This is a genomic window from Nitrosomonas marina, assembly GCF_900110145.1.
Taxonomy (GTDB): Bacteria; Pseudomonadota; Gammaproteobacteria; order Burkholderiales; family Nitrosomonadaceae; genus Nitrosomonas; species Nitrosomonas marina.
Window position 1 is genome coordinate 216,578 of the sequence record NZ_FOCP01000002.1, and the last position, 23,989, is coordinate 240,566.

Here is a 23,989-nt window from a genome sequence, read left to right on the forward strand (position 1 = left end):
CCGAATATGGTAAGAGAATAGATATTTTTATCGACAAAACCATGTTGGCCATTCAAGCGCGCTACAACAAATATAATTTAATCACAGCATGGCCTACTCAACATCCATAGAAATACCCGAACTGCAACAAATTGAGACACTGATTAAATGGAGCGACAAAAAACACTTATCCAGCAGAGTGCTCGGACATATTCCCTGCCAGAATGATCTGTTACCGATTTATGCGCTGACCCTCGGCAATCAGGTTCAGGATGTGCCCTGTGTCACGTTTGTAGCCGGTGTACATGGGTTGGAGCGCATTGGTACTCAGGTTGTGGTCTCCTTTATGGAGGGGCTGCTCGAGCGTCTCGACTGGGATCAGGTCGCTGTTGATCTATTGCAAAGAGTGCGTATCCACATACTGCCGCTCATCAATCCCGTCGGCATGTACAACAATACGCGTTCCAACGGGCAGGGTGTCGATCTGATGCGCAACGCTCCGATTGACAGCCATGAAAAAACCATCTGGCTTGGCGGCGGACACAGGATATCACCGTTATTGCCATGGTATCGGGGAAAAGCAGGCAAACCCATGCAACCGGAGGCACAGGCACTGTGTGATTTTATTATTCGGGAAGTATTTCCGGCACCGTTCAGTATTGTACTCGACTGTCACTCCGGCTTCGGTTTTCGCAACCAGATCTGGTTTCCTTATGCTCGCAGCAAGCTTGAACCAATCAAGCACATCAGTGAAATCTACTATCTGCGCAAGCTGTTTATGCATGCCTATCCGCATCAGGAATACCTGTTTGAACCGCAATCGCAACATTATCTGGTTCATGGCGATTTATGGGACTTCCTTTATCTGCAATCACTAGAGCGCGGCAATATTTTTCTGCCGCTGACGCTGGAAATGGGTTCTTGGCGCTGGGTGCGCAAGAATCCACTGCAAATCAGGCAATTGTTGGGACTTTTCCATCCGATGAAACCGCACCGCCTCAGAAGAGTGTTACGCAGCCACCTGATTCTGCTGGATTTTCTATTGCATGCTACATTATCCTATCAAAACTGGATTCATAAAAGCCAGACACCGGAAATGGAAAAACTGGCGCTGTCTCTCTGGTATCCCTGATGCAAACGCCACAGTTTGTATTAATTCGCGGCCTGTTGCGTGACGCCAGACACTGGGGCGAGTTCAAACATGTACTGCAAAGAAGATTCCCCCGAGCACGCATCCTGACGCCAGACATACCGGGTAACGGCAAACTGAATCATCTGACAAGCCCAAAAACGATTGCTGACATGACCGAAGCGCTGCGCGGGCAAATAGGGCAGCAGCAGGGCCTCAGATTAATCGCGATATCCATGGGCGGCATGATCGCCATTGACTGGATGACGCGCTATCCGGATGAAGTGCGTTCCGCTGTCCTGATCAACACCAGCCTCAAAAATTTTTCACCATTTTATCATCGCCTGCGCTGGACGGCTTATCCGCGCGTTGCCAAGATGATTCTGACAGCCATACTGCAAAAAAAAATAGACATTGAGGCTGATATTCTGGCGCTTACATCCAATTGTCATGGTGGAGACCAGAAACTTCTGTCATGCTGGCAGCGATGGCAGCAACAGCACCCTGTCTCATTGTCGAACGCAATCCATCAGTGTCTTGCTGCAGCCAGTTTTACCAACCTATTGCGACTGAACCGGCCTGTCCTCGTGATCACCAGTATGGCGGACCGCCTGGTCGACTATCACTGCAGCGCCCGACTGGCACGGGTATTGCAAACCGATTACGTGCAGCATGCGACGGCTGGTCACGATCTGCCGCTGGACGAACCCGAATGGCTGGTGAACGCCATCGGTGCATGGCTGCATTCTCACAAGGCCGACCGATAAATCAATTTCTACGACGCAGATTAACAAAATACATACCGCCATAACCCATCCAATAGCGCACGCTGCCGATTTGCGGTATGCATAATGTAGAGACCAATCATACGCTGCCTGTTGCCCAAGCGGACATGCGGAACGAAATAACATTGTACTGCAAGGTCACCATAGACTGTTAAACGTCATTGTAATGTCATATTTTTTCTATACTGTACCGATCATTCACATTTTGCCGGAGAACGGAGACATGCTTGATGTCGATGCTTTATTGAATGATTATTTCCAACATGCGGGCGAACAGCATGACAGGCCTTTCATCAAAAAGGCATCATTCATCCTTAAGAAGTTGTTTCACCAGAATGAGATCAATGAGTTTATAAAAACGCACCAGCATCTGGAAGGACTGGAGTTCAACGACGCCGTACTTGAGCATTTTAACTTTACCTATCAGGTTTCAAATAAGGACCGCGCCCGTATTCCTGACCAGGGCCGCGTATTAATCGTTGCCAATCATCCCCTGGGTTCACTGGACGGACTTGCGCTGCTCAAGCTGGTGTCGGAGGTCAGGACCGACGTCAGGGTGGTCGCAACCACACTGCTCGATTGCATTGAACCGTTGAAAAGCCTTTTCCTGTCTGTCGACAATCTCTCACGGTATGGAAATACACGTGACCAGATTGACCAGATTGTCGAAGCGCTTGAATCAGATCAGGCCGTGATCATGTTTCCGACCGGCGAAGTATCGCGTATTCGTCCCAGTGGAATCCGCGACGGCAAATGGAAATCCGGTTTTCTGGCATTGGCCAGGAAAACGCGCAGTCCCATTCTGCCGGTTTTTATCGGTGGTAAGAATTCAACGCTATTTTACGGTTTATCGAGTATCTACAGGCCACTCGGCACGATGATGCTGGTCAATGAAATGTTCAATCAGAAAGACCATGAAATATCATTTCGAATAGGTAATCCCATACCGTGGAATTCCATTGCAGCTATGGACCTCCCCAAAAAAGCGCTTGCCAAGTTAATGCGCAAACAGGTTTATCTGTTGGGAAAAAAGAAGAAAAAGGATCTGTTCAATCCGGTTGAAAATATCGTGCATCCGGCAAAAACAAAACTTATTCGCAAAGAACTCAAGGCTTCTCAGCTGATTGGCGAAACCCAGGATGGCAAGCATATTTATCTGTTCGATTACATACCGAATTCCAGCGTAATGCGTGAAATCGGCCGCCTACGCGAACTGTCCTTCCGGCAGGTACAGGAAGGTACGGGAAACGCACTTGACATCGACAGCTATGACCGTTACTACCGTCACCTGATTCTATGGGATGAGGACGAATTGGAAATCATCGGCTCCTATCGTATTGGCGAAGCCGGTGAAATTCTGCGTGAATACGGACAAAAAGGTCTATACACGAACAGTCTGTTTAAATTTGACGAAGCATTCATGCCTTACCTCGAAAATGGTATAGAACTGGGACGCAGTTTTATTCAGCCCCGGTATCAGGGAAAGCGCAGCCTCGACTATCTCTGGTATGGTATCGGCGCTTATCTGCATCAGCACCCTGAAGTCCAGTATCTGTTTGGTCCCGTATCAATGAGCAATTCATGGCCTGAACCAGCACAACAAATTATCGCGGATTTTTACAGCACACTTTTCAGCTGTGAAAAAACACTCGTCGAACCGAGACTGCCATTCCAATTTGACACAACTGACGGTTTCTCCAGGTTGAGCACCATCACCAGTGAAACCGAGTACAAGCAGGCCTATGCTCAACTCAAGAACAAAATGGACGTGTTCGGTGTTAAAGTCCCTGTATTATATAAACAGTATGTCGAGCTGTGCCGGCCCAATGGCTGCAAGTTCCTGGGATTTAATATCGATCCGAAATTTTCAAATTGTGTGGATGCATTGATTCTGGTACAGATAAACGCTATCAAGGAAAAAAAATTCCAGCGTTATATCGAAAGCCACGACCAGATTTTACAAAAACTGAATTCTGCTTAGATCTGGAAACAGGTTAAACATCTCTCTCCCTGAATAGACAAAAAAAGCGGACACTGACTCTCCCTTCGCTTTTCTGTCTATTCAACTTTTATCAATGAAATCTACTGACGCGCTGCAACAATCTGTTATCGAATTTGCTTTCTTTCATGTATGAGCAGCACCAGCGAGCGTCCCTGCAGGGGATAACTTTCGCCGCACCGGTACTGCTGCACTGCTGGCGGTATTGCACACTCCATGGTGTCGATCAACACTTTCCAGTCATATTCTGCAGCGAAATCCGGCAACCTGAATGGAATCTCCTCATGATAAGCATTCAGCAACATCAGAAAATCATCATCAATAATCATATGTCCGCGCGAATCACGCTCGTTAATCCCCGTTCCTGCCAGAAAGACACCTAGACAGCGCGCAAAATCATGCTGCCACTGTTCCTCGCTCATCTCTTTTCCATCCGGATTCAGCCAGACAATATCTTTTTTTCCTTTGATGCTGTGCCCCTGAAAAAAATTGCGGCGTCTGAAACTGGGATGTTTTTTTGTCAGGCTGATAAGCGTCCGCGCGAAATTAAGCAATTCGCGGTCTTCTTCACTCAGTTCCCAGTCAACCCAGCTGATCTCATTGTCCTGACAATAGGCATTATTGTTGCCCTGTTGACTGCGGCCCGTTTCATCACCGGCTAACAGCATCGGCACACCCTGGGAAAGAAACAGCGTCGCCAGAAAATTCCGTTTCTGACGCATGCGAAGGCTACGGATCTCGGGATCATCGGTCTCACCCTCAGCGCCGCAGTTCCAGCTACGGTTATGATTTTCACCGTCACGGTTCTCCTCCAGATTCGCTTCATTATGCTTTTGGTTGTAACTCACCAGGTCATGCAGGGTGAATCCGTCATGAGCGGTAATGAAATTAATACTCGCATAAGGGCGGCGTCCGTTATGCTCGTACAGATCGCTGGAGCCGGTGAGGCGATAACCGAGTTCGTCGATGACACCTCCTTCGCCTTTCCAGTAATCGCGAACGACATCTCGGTATTTGCCGTTCCATTCCGTCCAGCCGACCGGAAAGCCGCCTACCTGATATCCACCAGCGCCGAGATCCCAGGGTTCAGCGATAAGTTTTACCTGCGATAACACAGGGTCCTGATGTATGGTATCAAGAAATGCATTCAGACGGTCCACCTCATGGAGACCTCGTGCCAGCGCTGCAGCCAGGTCGAAACGGAAGCCATCGACATGCATGTCCAGCACCCAGTAGCGCAGGCTGTCCATTATCAGTTGCAATACGCGCGGATGCATCAGGTTCAGGGTATTGCCACATCCTGTATAATCCTTGTAGTAACGGGGATCATCTGATATCAGGCGATAATAGACCGCATTATCGATACCGCGAAAAGACAGTGTTGGTCCAAGCTGGTTGCCTTCGGCTGTATGATTATAAACAACGTCCAGAATTACTTCGATACCTGCGGTGTGCAGGGTTTTAACCATTGTCTTGAATTCATTGACCCCGCCACTGGAACCATAGCGGCTATCAGGCGCAAAAAAACCGATAGAGTTATAACCCCAATAATTGTTCAGACCCCGCTCGGCCAGATAATGATCGTTAATAAACGTATGTATTGGCATTAACTCTATCGCAGTGATCCCCAAACGGTGAAAGTGCTCGATCACAGGCTCGCAGGCAAGTGCCGCATAGGTACCTCTCAGGTGAGGCGGCACCAGCGGGTGCAACCGGGTGAAACCTTTAACATGCAACTCGTAAATTATGGTTTCATGCCAGGGCGTTCTGGGTGGACGGTCATCTTCCCAGGTAAATGCAGGATCAATAACGCGACATTTGAGCATACTGCGTGCATTATCGCTCCAGTTGTACGACAGATCCTTGCGGTTACTGTGAATTTTATAACCGAAATGCGCTTCACTCCAGCGTAACTTGCCATGAATATCTTTGGCATATGGATCAATCAGCAACTTGTTCGGGTTGAAGCGATGTCCTTCTTCAGGTTTGTAAGGCCCGTACACCCGGTAACCGTAAAGCAGACCGGGGCGCGCCTCGGGGAGATAGCCGTGCCAGACCCGGTCGGTCTGTTCCGGCAAAATAATCCGCTGGATTTCACGATGACCCTTTTTGTCGTATACACATAATTCGACTTTTTCCGCGTGTTCCGAAAACAATGCAAAATTAACGCCTGCCCCGTCCCACGTGGCACCCAGTGGATAGGGCCTGCCCGGCCAGAGACGTGGAAAAGGTTTATTGATATTGTTTTGCATGTTACTCATTATATCCAGGCCCCTTACCGCGTGAATTGCGTGCAAAATAACTGATCTCTCCCAATGGTACAACCACAAGACCGGTTGGCGTAACGTGGTAACGCCGGCGGTCTTCTTCAGGGTCAAAACCAATGCGCGCACCCGCCTCGATAATATTATGCCGGTCTACAATCACGCGGCGCAGTTTGGCACCACGGCAGATCCGTACATAATCCATGATAATGCAATCTTCCAGCTCCGCACCCGGCTCTATGACGGATTCTCGACGAATAATGCAATTTCGCACATTGGCGTCATTGATCACAGTGGCCGCGCCAAGCAGGCTGTTGTCTATACGTCCTCCTATCACGCGGGCAACCGGCCCCGGATAACCGCTTGAGTAGACAGGCCATTGCGGGTTGAATGCGTCAAAACGCGGCTCCATTCCAAGCACATCAAAATGCGCCTCGAAATAAGCATCGAGGGTACCGACATCGCGCCAGTAGCTTTTTTCTTCGTATGATTTGATACCCGGCACTTCGTTGGATGCAAAATCATAAGCAAACAATCGATGACTTTGCAGCAACATCGGTAACATATGCCGTCCAAAATCGGTTTCTTCACGCTGATGCAGAACTTCCAGCGCTTCAATCAGTACAGCAGTGTTGAAGATATAATTACCCATAGACGCATAGGCACGCGACGGATCAGTGGGAATTTCCCGCGGATGTGCTGGCTTTTCCTGGAACCCTTTTACCCGGCCATCAGTGTCCGCTTCAATGATACCAAAGCTGGATGACTGTTCTATTGGCACTGGCAGCGCAGCAAGACTGACATCTGCGCACCGCTGGATGTGGAATCGCACCATCTGCCTGATATCCATTCGATAGATATGATCCGCACCAAATACCACGACAAGATCCGGCTGATGCTCTTTGATCAGGCTCAAATTCTGATAGACAGAATCAGCCGTACCGGTAAACCAGGACTTGCCTCTGTGCATTTGGGGTGGCACGACGGTTACAAAATGTTCCGGAAGCAGTGGCGAAATCGTCCAGGCCCTGCGAATATGTTCGATCAATGACTGGGATTTATACTGCACCAGCAGATAAATCGATCGAATCTCTGAATTGATCAGATTGCTCAACACAAAATCCACGATTCGATAGCGGCCGCCAAACGGTACCCCCGGTTTGCAACGTTTTTCAGTTAGTGGCTGCAGGCGGCTGCCCTCGCCACCCGCCATCACGAAAGCCATAATTTTTGGCTGCGATCTCAATTCTTTCATGCGCCTTCTCCGGATGCATTGGATGTCGTATGTAATATAGCAAGCAAACCTGTCAGCGGAACTCCAGCCCATTCCACGCGATGATCCAGCTCATAGCGCAGTTCATACAATGCTTTTTCAAGTATGAACAACTCAATTAACCGACCGGCATCCTCGTCCGCAGAAGGCCAGGCCGGGCAATCCGCTATACCTTCACGATATCCGGACAAGAAAGCATCGCGCGCAGCCAGTTCCCATTCCTGAACATAGGGCATCAATCGCTCGCGGTCTGCCGGTCGTACTGACGCACAGCCGATTAATGCCACGGCACCCGCGTAACTGAAGGAACGAAGCATTCCGGCCACATCGCGCAGAGGCGAATGTTTGGCCCGGCGCGTTTCCAGCGGTCTTGCCGGCTCGCCTTCAAAATCAATGATGACAAAATCGTTCTCGGTCAGCAGTACCTGGCCGAGATGAAAATCACCATGGTAACGTGTCTTCACAGCGTTCAGGTTTGTCGGAATCAGCATATCGATTCGCTGCAGCAGTTGTGACGACTTGTCCAGTAACGCATGCACGCCTGCCTGGTCATTTTCCGAAATAGCGCTACTGTGTAACATCAGTTTCTCCAGCGTTTTGTGCAAATCCTGGCAGACCTGTTCACGCCAGTTTATTAAATCTGACGGCAGGATGGGCTCCGGTTCAAAATCAGGGTTGCCACTTGAAAAGGCAAGTGCCCGGTGTAGTTCTCCCGTACGCAGTCCGAGTATGTGTATCAGCCATTTATAATCGGCATGCCAGTTTTCGGTTTCTTCTATGACCGCTGGGTTGGTCAGGCAGTCCTCGAAAAATCGCCGCAAATAATCGATCGTGTAACTCCATCCATCCCCCTGATTGGATTTGTATGTCTGAATCAGGACGAGCGTCGTTGCAGGCACATCTGGCTCCTGAAATTCGACGGAACCTATTAACGGCGAGATATTCGGATATGGCGAAACATCAGTCAGGAAACGCCCCATCTCCATTTCCAGATTCACGCCTGGCTGCAATTGCCGATACAGTTTCAGAAATAACCGGTCTCCCAGTGCAATAGTACTGTTGGTGCTTTCAGACAAGGATCGCTGATCCTCCGCCATACAGCTGTCATCGACAAATTTGTCAAAGACCGTGGTAGCGCGGAAATGGATCATTTCCGAACCGGTTTCCGTAGCGGCTGACTGGCTCATGGAACTGATGATTGCACGAACAAATGCTTCGTCGTGCACCGCATCATAAATGATGCCTACTCGAGCACGCTGTCGTGCTCTTGCCAGCGCAACATGCAGTAGTGGCCGAATATGATCATCGTCTGCTTCACCCCAGATTATTGATAAAGGCAAAAAATAGATCTGTGCTTCCTGTTGCGCAAAATAAACCTTGACCCACAACCAGAGCCATGCATGAGATTCCTGTGAACGCGTTGTCAGGCGCACAATCTCAATGCGGTCCAGCGATTCGGTTTTTGCAGCAAACCAGCGTTGATTGGTCAAGAAATCAGGCAAAATTTCTCGTTCGAGTTGTGTCCGTAGTTTCTCGGCCATCGTCGACTTTCTTAATTCAGTCTGTTCGCTCAGGAAGCTGCGCAAACCGTCGAATAAAACCATGACGGGAAGTTTTAAAGGTAGCGGTGCTTCCGAATGCCAGACCGGCGCTTCAGTGTTGGCAGTCAGACAAAACCAATAGAACTGATGACCGGGCAGCGTTAACATGTAAGGCAGATCGCCAATGGGTGGAAAAGCGGTCCGTCCCAGCAGTTCTATCGGTATTTTGCCTTTGAACCGGGACAAATCAAGCTCTACGGGTTGTGCTGAACGGGACAGATTTGCCACACAAAGAATGGATTCGTCGCCGTATTCGCGTATATAGGCAAGAATCTTGCGGTTGCCTGGATTCAGGAATTCCAGCGTGCCGCGTCCGAATGTCGGGTATGACTGGCGCGCAGCAATGATGCGTTTCATCCAGTTTAACAGTGACGAAGGTTCACGGTTCTGCGCTTCCACATTAACCGCCTCGTAACCGTATATCGGATCCATAATGGGCGGCAAATACAGAAATTGCGGGTCCGCCTTGGAAAAACCGGCATTGCGGTCCGGGCTCCACTGCATGGGTGTACGTACGCCATGTCGGTCACCCAGAAAAAAATTATCGCCCATACCGATTTCGTCTCCGTAATAAACAATTGGTGATCCCGGCATGGACATCAGCAGACTGTTCATCAACTTGATTTTGTCAATATCATTGTCCATCAGCGGTGCCAGCCGCCTTCTGATTCCTACATTGACACGCATGCGCGGATCCGCTGCATAGCGTTCGTACATATAATCACGTTCCCGATCGGTTACCATCTCCAGCGTCAGCTCATCGTGATTGCGCAAAAAAATCGCCCACTGGCAGCTATCGGGAATCTCGGGGGTCTGTTGCATGATCTCTACAATGGGATGACGGTCTTCTAATGCGACGGCCATATACATCCGCGGCATCAGCGGAAAATGATATGCCATATGGCACTCATCGCCCTGACCGAAGTAATCCTGAACGTCTTCTGGCCATTGATTGGCTTCAGCCAGAAACAGGCGATTACGGTAGCGCGCATCCACAACTGAGCGCATATGCTTGAGCACTGCATGAGTTTCGGGCAGATTCTCATTGTTAGTACCCTCGCGTACACACAGGTACGGAACTGCGTCCAGGCGTAATCCGTCCACGCCCATATCGAGCCAGAAATTCATAACCCGAATCACAGCCTTGACCACGTTCGGGTTATTGTGGTTCAGATCCGGTTGATGGTGAAAAAAACGGTGCCAGTAAAACGCTTGCGCCGCATCATCCCATGTCCAGTTTGAAGACTCGGTATCGGTAAAAATAATTCGTGTTTCCGGAAATTTCTGACTGGATTGGCTCCAGATATAAAAATCCCTTTTCTTACTGCCCGTTGGCGCTTCACGTGCAGCCCGAAACCAGGGGTGCTGGTCCGAAGTATGGTTGATTACCAGTTCGGTGATCACGCGCAATCCACGTCGGTGCGCTTCGCGCAGAAAATTCCGGAAATCCTTGCGCGTGCCGTAATCGGGATGGATATTACGATAATCTGATATGTCATAGCCGTCATCACGTTGTGGTGACGGATAGAATGGCAACAGCCAGATAGTGTTGACACCCAGATCCTGAATATAATCGAGTTTCTGCGTCAACCCTGCGAAATCACCGATGCCATTATTGTCATGGTCGTAGAAGGCCTTGACATGTAACTGGTAGATAATGGCATCCTTGTACCAGAATGGATCGTCATCCTTGTCAGCAATCTGCCAGTCCATTACTTGCTCCCTGGGTTACATATAGTAATCAAAATCCCGTTCACTGCGCACACGCCTGCGAAGACGGAAGATATGCGCCGGCACAATCCGGGGATCCAGTTCAACATAATTTCGCGGACCGTTCCAGATAAAACGTGCATTGCTCAACAGATCATGCACCTGATAGGAATGATCCGCATCCAGCCCGAAAATATCCAGCGGAATATCCAGCCATCCTGACTGTGTATGATGCGGATCCAGATTGACCAGTACCAGAATGATATTGTCAAGATCTTCAGTGTTTTTACTGTAGCAGATAAGCGATTCGTTATCCACAGCATGAAACTGCAACATGTGGTCAAATTGCAGGGCCGGATTTTCCCGGCGAATACGGTTAATTCGTGCAATATAGTCTTTCAGGCTGTCACGTTGCTGCAGATCCCAGTGCCGAATCTGGTATTTTTCCGAATCGAGGTATTCCTCGCTGCCGGGTTCTCTCGGCTTGTTTTCAAAAAGCTCGAAAGCCGGACCATAAATACCGTAACTGGCTCCCAGGGTGGCAGCCAGCGCAAGCCGAATCATAAACGCAGGCCGCCCACCATATTGCAGGTATTCCGTCAGGATATCCGGCGTATTCGGCCACAGACTGGGGCGCAGGTATTCGCGCTCACGGCCCTTCGACAGCTGTGTGAGATATTGAACAATCTCGTATTTGGTGTTGCGCCAGGGAAAATAATTATAAGACTGGCTGAATCCCAGTTTGGCCAGGTAGTGCAATACCTTTGGCCGTGTAAACGCTTCAGCCAGGAAAATCGTTTCAGGATGATCTCGCTTGATGCTGTTGATTGTCCATTCCCAGAAATAAAAACTCTTGGTATGCGGATTATCCACCCGGAAAATCCGTATACCCTGTTTGATCCAGAAGCGAAACACGCCTTCCAGTTCCGTCCATAATCGCTGCCAGCCGGTGCTCTCGAAATCAAAAGGGTAAATATCTTCATATTTTTTTGGCGGATTCTCCGCGAACTGAACGCTGCCGTCAGGGCGGTGTCGAAACCACTCTGGATGTTCCTTGACATATGGATGATCCGGAGAGCACTGAAATGCAATATCCATGGCGATCTCCAGCTTGTACTCGCGCGCGCGCGCGATCAGACTGTGGAATTCCTTCAGTGTACCCAGTTCCGGATGAATACTGAGATGCCCTCCTTCCGCTGACCCAATGGCCCATGGACTGCCGGGATCATGTTCGCCCGCCACCAGGGTATTATTTGGACCTTTACGTTTTGTATTACCGATGGGATGTATCGGCGGCAGATATAGCACATCAAAGCCCATCGCGGCAATATAAGGCAGGCGCGCCTCGCAGTCGGCGAAAGTACCGTGACGACCGTATTCTGTGCTACAAGAACGTGGAAAAACCTCATACCACGCGCCAAAGCGCGCCAGCACAGGATCAACAACAACGGTCAGTTCCCGATCATACACCGCAGCCAGATTCGGATCCGTGTACCGGGACATCAGTTGTGCAAGCTCGGAATCGAACGCCGTATCAAACCGAACGCGCCAGTCATCGTCGCTGCGTAATGCTTTACCAAAAAATCGGAGCCTATTCGCATCACTGCTTTGCGCGCGCGAGGCAGCGGCATCGATCAATTCGGCACCAGCAAGCAGCGCTATCTCGATATCGCCGGGATCGGTGCGCCGCTTGAGATCACCTGACCATGAGGCAAAATGATCAACACAGGCAGTTACGGTGTAATAGTAGCGCCCCACGTCATGCACGGAAAATGCACCCTGCCAGCAATCATTGCCCACCGGCTTCATTGGAGTCTTGTGCCACTCTGACTGATGTTCACGGCGATACAACAACACACAATAAATTCGATCATGTCCGTCGGTAAAGACATCAGCCTCTACCGCAACCCGTTCGCCAACAGTGCGTTTAACAGGAAAACGCCCACTATTCACCTGCGGTTCCACGCGCTCGATAATTACTCTGCACTGTCCTGTTTCAGGTAACGTATGGGCCATCTATTCCTCCACTTTGAAGAAAAGTGTCGCCAGTGGCGGAAGACTCAACATCAGAGAGTGCGATCTGCCGTGAACGCTGACCGGCGCTGCTTCCACGCCACCCAGATTGCCATGGCCGCTGCCACCATATTGGGTTGCGTCACTGTTCAGCACCTCACGCCACCAGCCTCCACGCGGCACACCCACGCGATAATTCATACGGGGAATCGGCGTAAAATTGCATACCGCCAGAATGACATCGCCACTGCGTTTTGCTGACCTGATAAAACTGATGGTACTTTCTTCCCAGTCGTTACAGTCTACCCACTCAAAACCCTCGGACGCAAAGTCCTGTTCATACAATGCAGCTTCGTTGCGATAAAAGTGGTTAAGATCCTTCAGCCAGTCCTGTATACCCCGGTGGGGCGAATACTGTAACAATTCCCATTCAAGACTGCGGTCATGATTCCATTCGCTCCACTGCGCAAATTCGCTCCCCATGAACAGCAGTTTTTTTCCGGGGTGGCCGTACATATAACCATAAAGTGCGCGCAAATTGGCAAATTTTTGCCAATCGTCACCGGGCATCTTGCCGATCATCGAGCCTTTGCCGTGAACAACCTCATCGTGTGAAAAGGGAAGCAGAAAATTTTCATTGAATGCATACCACAAACTGAAAGTCAGCTGGTTATGATGGTGTTTGCGATAAATCGGGTCTTTGCTGAAATAAGTCAGCGTATCGTGCATCCAGCCCATGTTCCACTTCATTCCGAAGCCCAGCCCGCCCACATAAGTGGGCCGGGAAACGGCCGGCCAGGCGGTGGATTCCTCGGCTATCGTTTGCACCCCAGGATAATCTCTGTAAACCGCTTCATTCAGGCTGCGCAAAAAGCTGACTGCATCAAGGTCCTCATTACCGCCATGCTGATTTGGCGTCCATTCTCCTTCGCGGCGACCATAATCAAGATAGAGCATGGAAGCCACCGCATCCACGCGCAGGCCGTCAATATGATACTTGTCGAGCCAGAACAGTGCGCTGCTGATCAGAAACGCACGCACTTCGTGACGCCCATAGTTAAAAATATAGCTCTGCCATTCTGGATGATAGCCGCGTTTGGGATCGGCATGCTCGAACAAGTAGGTGCCGTCGAAATAGTGCAGGCCGTGAGCATCGTCGGGAAAGTGCGAGGGTACCCAGTCAAGAATAACGCCAATACCCTGCTGATGCAGACAGTCCACCAGGTACATAAAATCCTGCGGCGTACCATAGCGCGCAGTTGGAGAAAAGTAGCCCGTTGTCTGATAACCCCATGAACCATAAAAGGGATGCTCCGTAACGGGGAGAAACTCAACATGCGTAAAATTCATTTCACGCATGTACTCGGGCAGCCACCTGGCCAGTTCCCGGTAATTGAGCGGTCGATTATCGTCTTCGACCTGCCGCCTCCAGGAACCCAAATGCATTTCATAGATAGAAAGTGGCGCATCCAGATCATTGACGGCCTTCCGGTTATTCATCCAGTCCGCGTCGTTCCACTCATAATCAATGTCCCAGGTTTTGGATGCTGTTTTTGGAGGTGTTTCCCAACAAAAAGCGAAAGGATCGCCTTTATCGACCCGGTAACCATGATACCTTGAGGCAATATGATACTTATAGACCGTACCGGATAGCAGGCCCGGAATAAATCCTTCCCAGACTCCCGAATCATCGCGGCGCATTTTCAGCGGATGCGCATCAGTGCTCCAGTTATTGAAATCTCCGATAACCGAAACAGACTGGGCATTCGGCGCCCACACCGCGAAAAATGTTCCCTGTTGATTTTTATGAACAATCTGATGCGCACCGAGCTTGTCATACAACCTTGCATGCGTTCCTTGCCTGAACAGATAAATATCGCCTTCTGTCAGCAATGTAATGTCATGTCTTATCGATTCTATCTGATCCATATACATTCTCCTTCACAGGATATAGATCTGTTAACCAGTCGATCCCGGTCACGTTCTGCTCAGATACAAAGAATTCATTTGCCCGGAATAACCAAAAACAGGTAAAAATTGTATTTTTACGCCGCAGGCGGCGCTCCTTCTGTTCTCCTGGATTGTTTATTACCTTACAGCAATTTGTCATGGTTTGTGAGACATTTTGATGGCCTGACTCTTTCCAGAATGACGCTACACTTTGACAGATAAACAGACCAATTATTAAGTGACAGCCTGACCCGAGCGTCCGGCAATTGTGAAAATCAGGATCCATACCTGGCATCTCCTTCACTGCAAACTGCATAACCCTGAACGCAGAATCGTTTCCGTATTGACGGATAAGCATGGTTGCCAGCTATGTATGGATATCCGATTCCGCTGGCGTGACAGGCGACAGTTCGGAAAAATGTGATGACCCGATCCATACAGCAATACTTTTATCTGCATCAATGACGCAGCATTATTTCCAAACACGCCATTAGTACATGCAACTTCAGTACATGCAACTTCATGCATTTGTCATTAAATTGACATCAACACATTTTAAGATCACCTGTAATCAAGCACCATGCATAACAAAAAAACTGGAGTTTTAAATGCATATTAATAGTGATATATCCCGCCTTAAAGTCCACACGTACACCGTATTCGGGGTAATCGTGCTCGTGGTCTTTTTTCTGTTGCCGTTCGCGGCACTGGCGGACGGACGTGTTTTTAACCGCATTGCAACTTTTCCCGTGTATCTGAACACAGATATGGGCGTTGAGACGGTCGCGGAAATTGTCGATGCCAGTAAAGACGGCAACACACTGGTTTATACCGACAGTGAAACAGGCAAACTGGGTTTTGTCGATATCCAGCGGCCCGACAATCCTCAAGCACTCGGTGCCATTGATGTCGGTGGAGAACCGACATCGGTCGCCGTGGCTGGAGAATACGCGCTGGTTGCGGTCAATACATCTCCCAGCTTTATTTCACCCAGCGGACATCTTCATGTTGTCCATATTGGTATGCAGACAATCGTCGCAACGCATAAGCTGGCGGGACAACCGGATTCAGTCGCCGTCAGCCCGGACGAACGCTATGCTGCTATCGTGATTGAAAATGAACGCGACGAGGATTTAGGAAACGGAGAACCGCCGCAGGCGCCTGCTGGTTTACTGCAGATTGTCGATTTGACTGGCGTGCCGGCAGACTGGTCGATCCGTGATGTCAATCTGGATAATTTAGCCGATTTGTTTCCAGGCGATGCAGAACCCGAATATGTAGACATCAATACTGACAATATCGCCGTTGTTACGATGCAGGAAAACAACCATATTGTATTAATCGATCTGGCTACAGGCACAATCATCAACCACTTCTCCGCCGGTTTAACCGATCTGCATCAGATCGATACCCAGGAAGAAGACCCAGCGTTGATCAGTCTGACGGACACGCTGACAAATGTTGCACGCGAACCCGATGGTGTAACCTGGATTTCCAACGAAGTTTTTGCAACAGCTGATGAGGGCGACTTGTTCGGGGGCAGTCGCGGGTTCACGCTGTTCGATACCGATGGCAATATCCTGTTTGAAGCCGGCAATACACTGGAACATGAAGTGGTACGTCTGGGGCACTATCCCGACAGCCGTTCAGGTAATAAAGGCAATGAACCGGAAAATGTGGAATTCGCCGAATATCGCCATCAGCAGTATTTATTTGTCGCATCCGAGCGTTCAAGTGTAATTTTCGTATACAAAATAAAAGGAAGACACCACAAACCCGTATTGAAGCAAGTCTTGCCAGCCGGTGTCGGACCTGAAGGCATAAAAGCCATTCCGAACAGGAACTTGCTGGTGGCCGCCAGCGAAAACGATTCGCGCGATGACAAATACCGCAGCGTTATCACAATTTATCAACTGGAAAAAAGCAACCATGGCAAGGCGAATTATCCCACTGTTTTCTCAAAAAACCGCGACGACGGCACACCCATCCCATGGGGCGCCTTATCAGGTTTCGCAATTGATCCCAGACATGAAAAAACGCTGTATGCCGTACATGACAGTTTTTATCAGCAAAGCCGTATTTATGTCATGAACATTCATAAAAAACCGGCTGTGATTACCGGTGAGATCATACTGAAAGATCAGAACGGCCATACTGTCAATCTGGATGCTGAAGGTATTGCTGCGAGTTCGAATAGAGACGGCAGTTTCTGGATTGCTTCTGAAGGTGCTGGATCGGTAGACGACCCAGGACGTCCGGTAACCAGTCTGAATGAACTCGTACATGTTGCTGCGGACGGCGTGATTATTGACACCGTCACACTGCCCGACAGTGTCAATGCAAAACAACGCCGCTTTGGCTTTGAAGGTGTAGCCTCGGTCAAGGAAGGCGACAATGAAGTACTATATGTCGCATTCCAGCGCCCCTGGATAGGCGACCCGGAGCCGAATAATTCCGATGATGGCGGTCAGGTCAGAATCGGTCGTTATGACACGGCGAGCCGGGAATGGACATTTGCATACTATCCACTGGAGGTACGTCAGTCACCGAATGGCGGCTGGGTTGGCTTATCGGAAATAACCGCACTGAGAGATGGCCGCTTTGCTGTCGTCGAGCGTGATAATCAGGCCAATACGGATGCGCGAATCAAGCACATCTACGCGTTCTCTGTTAACAATGTCATTTTCAGGCCAGAGGGTGAAACCTTTGACGTATTGACTAAAACACTGATACGCGACCTGATGCCCGATCTTGAAGCAACGGGCGGCATGGTGCTTGAGAAAATTGAAAGCCTGGCAGTGACGAGAAAAGGTGACATGCTATTTGCAAACGATAACGACGGTGTTGACGATTCAAACGGCGAAACACAGCTAATCCGTATCAACGGTGTTTTTGAGAAAAGCCGGCGCGACACCATAGTGCGCAGCACCGATTAACCCGCACTACACAGGCCGTCTAAAAGTTTTCAGAAATTTTTGAACCTGCCTTTTTGAAAACACAAAAAACCTTTCAACGGCCTGTGTTGATACGGATGCACAACCATGCAGGCAACCAGGCTACGACTTATGCGACAGGCACTTTTTTTTCTTAGACACTACAACGACATCGACCATATCGTCCCCGTAATATACAAATGGTCCCGTTCGGGATTTCGTTGCACGGTGGTATTGATCGGCTTCTCGAGCATTGCCCGGGACTACCGCATACAGTTTATCGCTTCGCTTGCCGGCGTCAAGGTACTGAATATCCAGAACATATTGACCACAGCCGATCAGTGCAGGTTTCGATTTCTCAGCCTGGCTTTATATGGCCATTCAGGCCGATATATATCCCACTCGCTGTACCATTTGTTCGAAGTTTTCTGGCCGGTCAGAACGCGCATGCAATTCTGGGACAAACTGGCAACATTTCTGCTCAAGACAGCTTTTCCGACAGATTCAGCAGGTGTGGTTGTGTTTGACTGGGTCAGCCAGAAATCAACACTGCCCATTGAGTTTGTGCGCCATGTGCTCGCATTGTCCCGAAAGCAGGGGCATATCAGCGTCTCGCTTCCGCATGGTGACAGTCCGCACTACAATGAACTCATCCGCAATCACGAATTTCATGTCGGACCGCAAGCCAAATATGCCCACAGCGACATGTTCGACTATATCGTGTGCCCGAACGAATTATGCGCAAAACGCTACCGCCCTTTTATTGATGAGGCCAAAATAAAAATACTGGGCTCCCCGAGGTATAACGACGAATGGCTGAACGTACTGCACCGCCTGTTACCACCGCCTGTTACCCGAAAGCATCAACAAAAAATCTACATTGTATTTTTTCTTCGAAAAAAGGAATTTTCACTTTTCTGGGATGAAATACAGCGTGTTATCAGGATGGTTATTCAGTTTGAGAATATACGGCTGATTATCAAACCTCATACGCGCGACTACTTGCAGACGCCGCTTAAACAAATTCTAAGACAGATTCAGTCATCACGACTGGAGGTTGCGCAGGACAGCGAACATTCAGCCAGCCTGATCGCATCAGCGGACATGATTATCGATGTTGCCACGTCCGTCGCATTTGAGGCCGTCAAACGCGGCATCCCGGTGCTTTCCGCAGATTATCTGCATGCCGGGTATTCCGCCATCTCACATTATATACCTGAGTCTGCAATGCATTGCCGCGACGATATTTACCATGCTGTCCGTAGTTTTGCTGAAAATCCACACCGACCGTTTTACGATGAACGGCACCGCGCTGATTTTATTCGGCATATGCTGGATGTACCGGACAAATACGTACTTGAACGTTATGTGGGTTTACTGGCAGGTCATGTTCAAACTGCCAAAAAACTTGCGGCGTAAAGTACTTCTCATAATTCTCGCATCATTATGTAGCCCTGTAATTGCCTGACTAAATGTCTTGCAACACACATCTAATAAAATCCTTTCAGCGCCACCGCTTGTCGACAAAAGGCGGGCAACGATAACCTTCTAACACCGTAGTATTATTAATTCCTGAACACAGGCCCTTTTTGCTATCAGACAATTTTCAATATTTCTACTCTTCAAGATATTCTCCATGACAAGCATCGCTATCCTGGTGGTCGCAATACGTCATCATTCGAGCGCGAAAAAAAATTGATATTGCTTTTTCATTCTTCGAAGTGAGTTTTCCCATACTTTTGTCATGGTCTTTCTAATAGACTGAATTTGACATAACAATTGAAAATTACTTATTTGTTGATAAGGCTAAGCAATTATCAGCAAAAACGATGCATATGTTTTTTAAACGAACAATCCAGGATGCTTTTAACAAACTGTATGTTTCGTTTTTTTTATTCTTACTGAGTGTATTTCGGCATTCACATGCTTAACTGTTAGCTTGCGAGGAGGTGCTGATGGCAACCGAATCAGTCAATACAGTCACAGAGCCAGCGCAACCCAGAAAACCGGCGTTAAATCGCCGATTAGGTTTTTTTGCACTCATAGCGCTGTTAATCGGCGTTCTTATTGGTTATTTCAGCTACGTCGACAGCAGAGAAGATCTCGTAAATAATGATTATTACCGCGTGCTGTACGAGGCTTCGAACAAGTTGAATGAGAACCTAAGCCAGTTGCGCAAAATGCACGTCAATAAAGAAAGTCTTAATTCTATCCGCACCCAGTTACCCAGCTACAAACGAAAAATTCCACAAAATTCAAGTATTTCTAAAAATTTAAAATTTGTTCTAAAAGGACAAAGCATTAAAATCCGAGACGGAGATAGCAATAACGCTGAAGATATAGCTGAAATTCGAATCACCGATATTTTACCTACTCCCAAACGCGGTTTCAGTCAGTATTTGTTTGCTAGCAACAAAGGCAAGGTATTAGCAGTAATTGGAGATGAAAAAACCATCTCAATTGATACTTTAACAAGCGTTAGCAAAGAAATTGAAAAAAATAAACGACGCTTTCAATTTAAATTGAATCAGCCAACAAATAACAATAGCAAGAAAGCAGGTTGGGATTTACCCAGCTTCAGCAGTCACGTGGATATGAAATTGTCCCATGAAGAATTTCGAATCTTCATTTTCCCTTTTTCACTGGCGACGCCTCTAATCAGGGAAGGTGTCAAAGACAATCTGGAAAAGGAGAAATCTACAGATACTAACGCTGACAGGGACATCAATACCCTCTACCTGGTTGGTCTTCTGCCAAAATACAAATTACATACGGAAGGCTCCGAATACAGAGATCTGCCCTTATTACTGGTAGCGCTCATCTTTTCATTGTTTGTATGGGCTCTGTTGCGTCTATATTTGCTACCCAAAAACCAGTCGATCAGCTCCGGGTACCGAAGGTTTACCATGGCTTCGAGTTACGGCTTTATCATCGCGCTTATTGCTCTGTTGCTGGCGTTTATGCAAAAAACTGCTTTACAGGCAAACAAAGATCATTACGCAGCAGAATATGGAAAAAAATTAGCCTCGGATTTAGAGGATGATCTCAAATTGGTATTTGACAGACTAGACAATTACAGAGCTTTCTATCAGAAATTAATCACCGGACTGGATCAATTACCATCAGTTTCTACCAATTGTTTGGAAAATCCACAGCGTCCTGAATGCAACGAACCCGCAACTAAAGAATTTTCGAATCTTATCAAGGACTCTTTGAACTCCATCGTTAAAAGCAGGGGATGCTCGCACAGTTTAAGAAAAATATTACCGAGTCATGCATTTACGCATGCTACAGACTATCGAATCAACAAACCTTCAGAAGACAAACATTGTAAGTTCAATTTATCGGATATAAAGCTGGATCGATTCGCAGAGGAAGTATTGCTTAAAGCGTATCAAAACAAACCTGATAACCTATATACATTGGGGTTTGTGGCAGGTAACCAAATTATCGCGGTGAATAATCCAAAAAATACGGACAAAATCTATTCCTATCTCTCTATACCTGAGGGAAAACACTATATACCCGATAAAATTCTTGGGGTTACATCTATAAATGATGAAGGCAAAATAACATTGCCGCCGATATTCTACCGTGAAAGTAATGCTCCCCCATTGATCCTGAACTTGACCCACCGCGATTATTACAAGAAAGTCAGAAGCTATCAGGGTTGGCACTTGGATCTGTGCGATGATAACAAGAAAGAAAAAAATGGGAAGTGTGTTTTTGAGAATGTATACATTCAGCGTGTACTCAATATAAGCGATGGCACTCGAGGCACTACCATTTCCATGCCCATGGTTGATCAGGATTCAATCAATAATAGATCTAAACCGGCACTTGCCTACACTCTGACAGCCGATGTCATTTTGCCTTCAGTCAGTCTGGCGGCTCCCGCGCCTTATGATTTTATCTATATGGTGATTGAACGTAACAGCGGCGATGTTCTGTTTCATAGTGATGAAAGCCGTACCCTGGTCGAAAACCTGTATTACTCCGGCAACAACCAATCCAACCTGGGTGAATGGCTCAAAACGGGGCTGGACCGTTTTGGGATAGTCGACAAGGAAGTGATGAGCGGCCATTACCACGGACAACCGGGACGTTTCAAGTCAGTTGAAGCGCCGGTAGACGAGTGGGCAATTGTAATCTTTTATCCAGACGAGAGCCTGGACGTTGTCATGGCCAAACAGTTTCTAATCATCAGTGTTAACTTTGCCATCGTTTTACTGCTGTTTGCTTTTTCACTCTATGTCATCCGCAAATTAAACTGGGCCAGTAGTCTGAAAAACAGATTATCGATACCTGAAACAATCAACGGTAGAAAGATCTTTATGGCCGTTACAATTCTTATTTGCGTTATCTATACGTCTTATTATACCAGTCTACTTTTGACTTTGGACAAGGCACCGTTTGATTCGGCGAAAAAATGTGATTTGCAATCAATTGCCGGAATACTGATAGTTACCGGAATATTGATATTTTTCCTATGCAAAACTATTCGTTCCAAAAAATTTATTCCCGTAGTTATTCTACTGTCAATGTCAATCCTCAAATTCTGTTATTTGTATACAGTGGATGTGGGACAAATACCACTGAAAACTCTGGAGTTTCACTATCAACAAGTTGACTGTAACTGGCTCAATTACGAACGTCAGGAAAGTATCAAGATGGCGATCAGCCGCTACCCGAACTCTATCACCGACCATCGAATACATCCAATAACATTATTGCCCATGACTGAATTACAAGAGAGTTTGGATGAGGATAAAAGTGTGTGTCAAAATTATTCATCTCAAACCGAACTGGGAAACCATCTCAGTTTGAACTCCCTGATAGATTTCTGGCAATGGATATACAATTTGCAACTGGTTAATTCTGAACCGCCGGCCAGTAAAACTATCAAAAAATCGCAACAGGTAAACAACGATACTTCTTGGTGGCATACGGACAGCGTAACCTTCACATCCATTTTCACGTTGGTTGTCTCATTTGTCATGATCCTGTTGATTATTTGGTTTTGGTATGAATTCACTCGACAAACGTTATGGAAACGATTGTATTGCTCGGACCGTTTTTTACAGCACATCAAAAAACTAACCCAGGCAAAATTTACACAACCTGACTGGAACCAGTATCATTCAAAACTGATAATCGAGTGTGATCGTACAAAACTGAATGGCATAGACCTGACCCTGCTGCTCGGAACCGCCGCCATGCACAATAGTCAATCAGCCGAATCCAGGCAGCATATTCTGTTAACAGGTTTTGATACGCTCTATCAACTCAGCCCCTGTCTGCAAAGACTAGGCGCGCAAACGCACGCCCAGCCAGATCTGAAGCTGAACGTCGAGCAAAATCCCGCCAACAAAGAACTGGATGTTCAAATCTGGGACATTGAGGCATGCCTTGCCCAGCCTGATTTCAGGCAAAACCTGCTCGATTTAATCATGGAAATGAAATCACTCACACTGGCAAATCAGTTAAATTCATTCACCATCTATGCGGAACACCACAATTTACAACGAATCAAAATAAAAGACCCGCTGCAAATGAATTGCGGTTCAGTACTCAAGCATGCCGAATATCTGTCATGGGCCGAGTGCCTCATGGATTTCAATGTCAAAGTCGCTAAAGAGTTTGAACGGCAAATAGATCAATCCTTTTTAATGCGGGAGATTGCCGATTTTCCCGAATTGTCATTTTTGTCTCGTGAGCCCCTGAAAACATACGAAAACACAAAAGAAGATTCATGGAATAAACACAGGGATGCAACTATTGAAGCTCGGCTGACAACCATCCATTACATTTTAATGCGCGCAGGTGCGCTTTATCGATTTAAATGGGAGTCCTGTTCAAATGCCGAAAAACTTGCACTGCTCAACCTCGATAAACAACAAAGACTCAATCCGTCCAATACACAGATGATTGAACACCTGGCTGTGAACGGGTTAATTAAGGTAGAACATGGCCGCCTGGAAATCGTTAACAACAGTTTTGCGTACTTTGTCCGCAATGCAGAAACCGCAGATACTATCAATCAACTGGTGCGCGAAGGAGAAGCCGGTGTCTGGAAAGATTACCGATTACCCATCGGTTTGCTGATGATTCTGATTATCGGCGGCATTACGCTTGTCTCCGGTGAAGCTGTTTCAATTGTGACCGCCTCAGTAGTCGGCATCATAGGCGCAATTACCAGCGTCATCAAAAGTACAAGCATGTTTAAAGAGCAGGCCAGAGAATAAAAAGATCGCACATACCGGGCCGTTTTACCATAAACGGCACCGCGCTGATTGTTTTCGGCATATACTGAATGTACCGGACAAATACGTGCTTGAACGGTATGTGGGTTT

Annotated in this window: 11 protein-coding genes; 6 read left to right on the forward strand and 5 right to left on the reverse strand. The window is 47.7% G+C overall.

Features of this window, described 5'->3' with window-relative positions; genetic code table 11:
- The first annotated feature begins 88 nt into the window (after positions 1-88).
- The 3 genes from BMX44_RS02365 (at position 89) to olsF (ending at position 3,874) form a co-directional block, all read left to right on the forward strand.
- Positions 89-1,111 (forward strand): M14 family zinc carboxypeptidase, encoded by a 1,023-nt coding sequence (locus BMX44_RS02365; protein WP_090627569.1) that lies wholly within the window; start codon positions 89-91, stop codon positions 1,109-1,111.
- Positions 1,111-1,875, forward strand: coding sequence for an alpha/beta fold hydrolase (locus BMX44_RS02370; RefSeq protein WP_090627572.1), 765 nt, complete (start codon positions 1,111-1,113; stop codon positions 1,873-1,875). Before BMX44_RS02365 ends, BMX44_RS02370 begins: the two co-directional genes overlap by 1 nt.
- A 184-nt stretch (positions 1,876-2,059) precedes the next feature.
- The gene (gene olsF / locus BMX44_RS02375) at positions 2,060-3,874 is read left to right on the forward strand and encodes a bifunctional ornithine lipid synthase OlsF (protein WP_245738796.1); all 1,815 of its coding nucleotides are present in this window, start codon (positions 2,060-2,062) and stop codon (positions 3,872-3,874) included.
- Positions 3,875-3,999: 125 nt separating this feature from the next.
- Here olsF and glgX read toward each other — a convergent pair whose 3' ends face one another.
- The 5 genes from glgX to glgB are packed head-to-tail and all read right to left on the reverse strand — an operon-like array spanning position 4,000 to position 14,682.
- Positions 4,000-6,153 (reverse strand): glycogen debranching protein GlgX, encoded by a 2,154-nt coding sequence (gene glgX / locus BMX44_RS02380; protein WP_245738797.1) that lies wholly within the window; start codon positions 6,151-6,153, stop codon positions 4,000-4,002.
- Positions 6,146-7,411 carry a glucose-1-phosphate adenylyltransferase gene (locus BMX44_RS02385; RefSeq protein WP_090627576.1) on the reverse strand — a complete coding sequence of 422 codons (1,266 nt, stop codon included), beginning with the start codon at positions 7,409-7,411 and terminating at the stop codon, positions 6,146-6,148. Before BMX44_RS02385 ends, glgX begins: the two co-directional genes overlap by 8 nt.
- A complete protein-coding gene (gene treS, locus BMX44_RS16715) occupies positions 7,408-10,743 on the reverse strand; it encodes a maltose alpha-D-glucosyltransferase (RefSeq protein WP_177167639.1) in 3,336 nt (1,111 codons plus the stop codon). Before treS ends, BMX44_RS02385 begins: the two co-directional genes overlap by 4 nt.
- A gap of 15 nt (positions 10,744-10,758) precedes the next feature.
- On the reverse strand, positions 10,759-12,756 hold the full coding sequence (locus BMX44_RS16720; RefSeq protein ID WP_177167640.1) for an alpha-1,4-glucan--maltose-1-phosphate maltosyltransferase: 1,998 nt from the start codon (positions 12,754-12,756) through the stop codon (positions 10,759-10,761).
- Positions 12,757-14,682, reverse strand: coding sequence for a 1,4-alpha-glucan branching protein GlgB (glgB, locus tag BMX44_RS02395; RefSeq protein ID WP_090627578.1), 1,926 nt, complete (start codon positions 14,680-14,682; stop codon positions 12,757-12,759). It lies immediately after the preceding gene.
- A gap of 629 nt (positions 14,683-15,311) precedes the next feature.
- Between glgB and BMX44_RS02405 the strand changes: the two genes are divergently transcribed.
- The 3 genes from BMX44_RS02405 to BMX44_RS02415 all read left to right on the forward strand — a co-directional run bounded on the left by BMX44_RS02405 (position 15,312) and on the right by BMX44_RS02415 (position 23,881).
- The gene (locus BMX44_RS02405) at positions 15,312-17,639 is read left to right on the forward strand and encodes an esterase-like activity of phytase family protein (protein ID WP_090627582.1); all 2,328 of its coding nucleotides are present in this window, start codon (positions 15,312-15,314) and stop codon (positions 17,637-17,639) included.
- Positions 17,640-17,744: 105 nt separating this feature from the next.
- Positions 17,745-19,055, forward strand: coding sequence for a hypothetical protein (locus BMX44_RS02410; RefSeq protein WP_090627585.1), 1,311 nt, complete (start codon positions 17,745-17,747; stop codon positions 19,053-19,055).
- 536 nt (positions 19,056-19,591) lie between these two features.
- Positions 19,592-23,881: a hypothetical protein gene (locus BMX44_RS02415; RefSeq protein ID WP_090627587.1), complete on the forward strand. Its 4,290-nt coding sequence runs from the start codon at positions 19,592-19,594 to the stop codon at positions 23,879-23,881.
- The last annotated feature ends 108 nt before the right edge of the window (positions 23,882-23,989 follow it).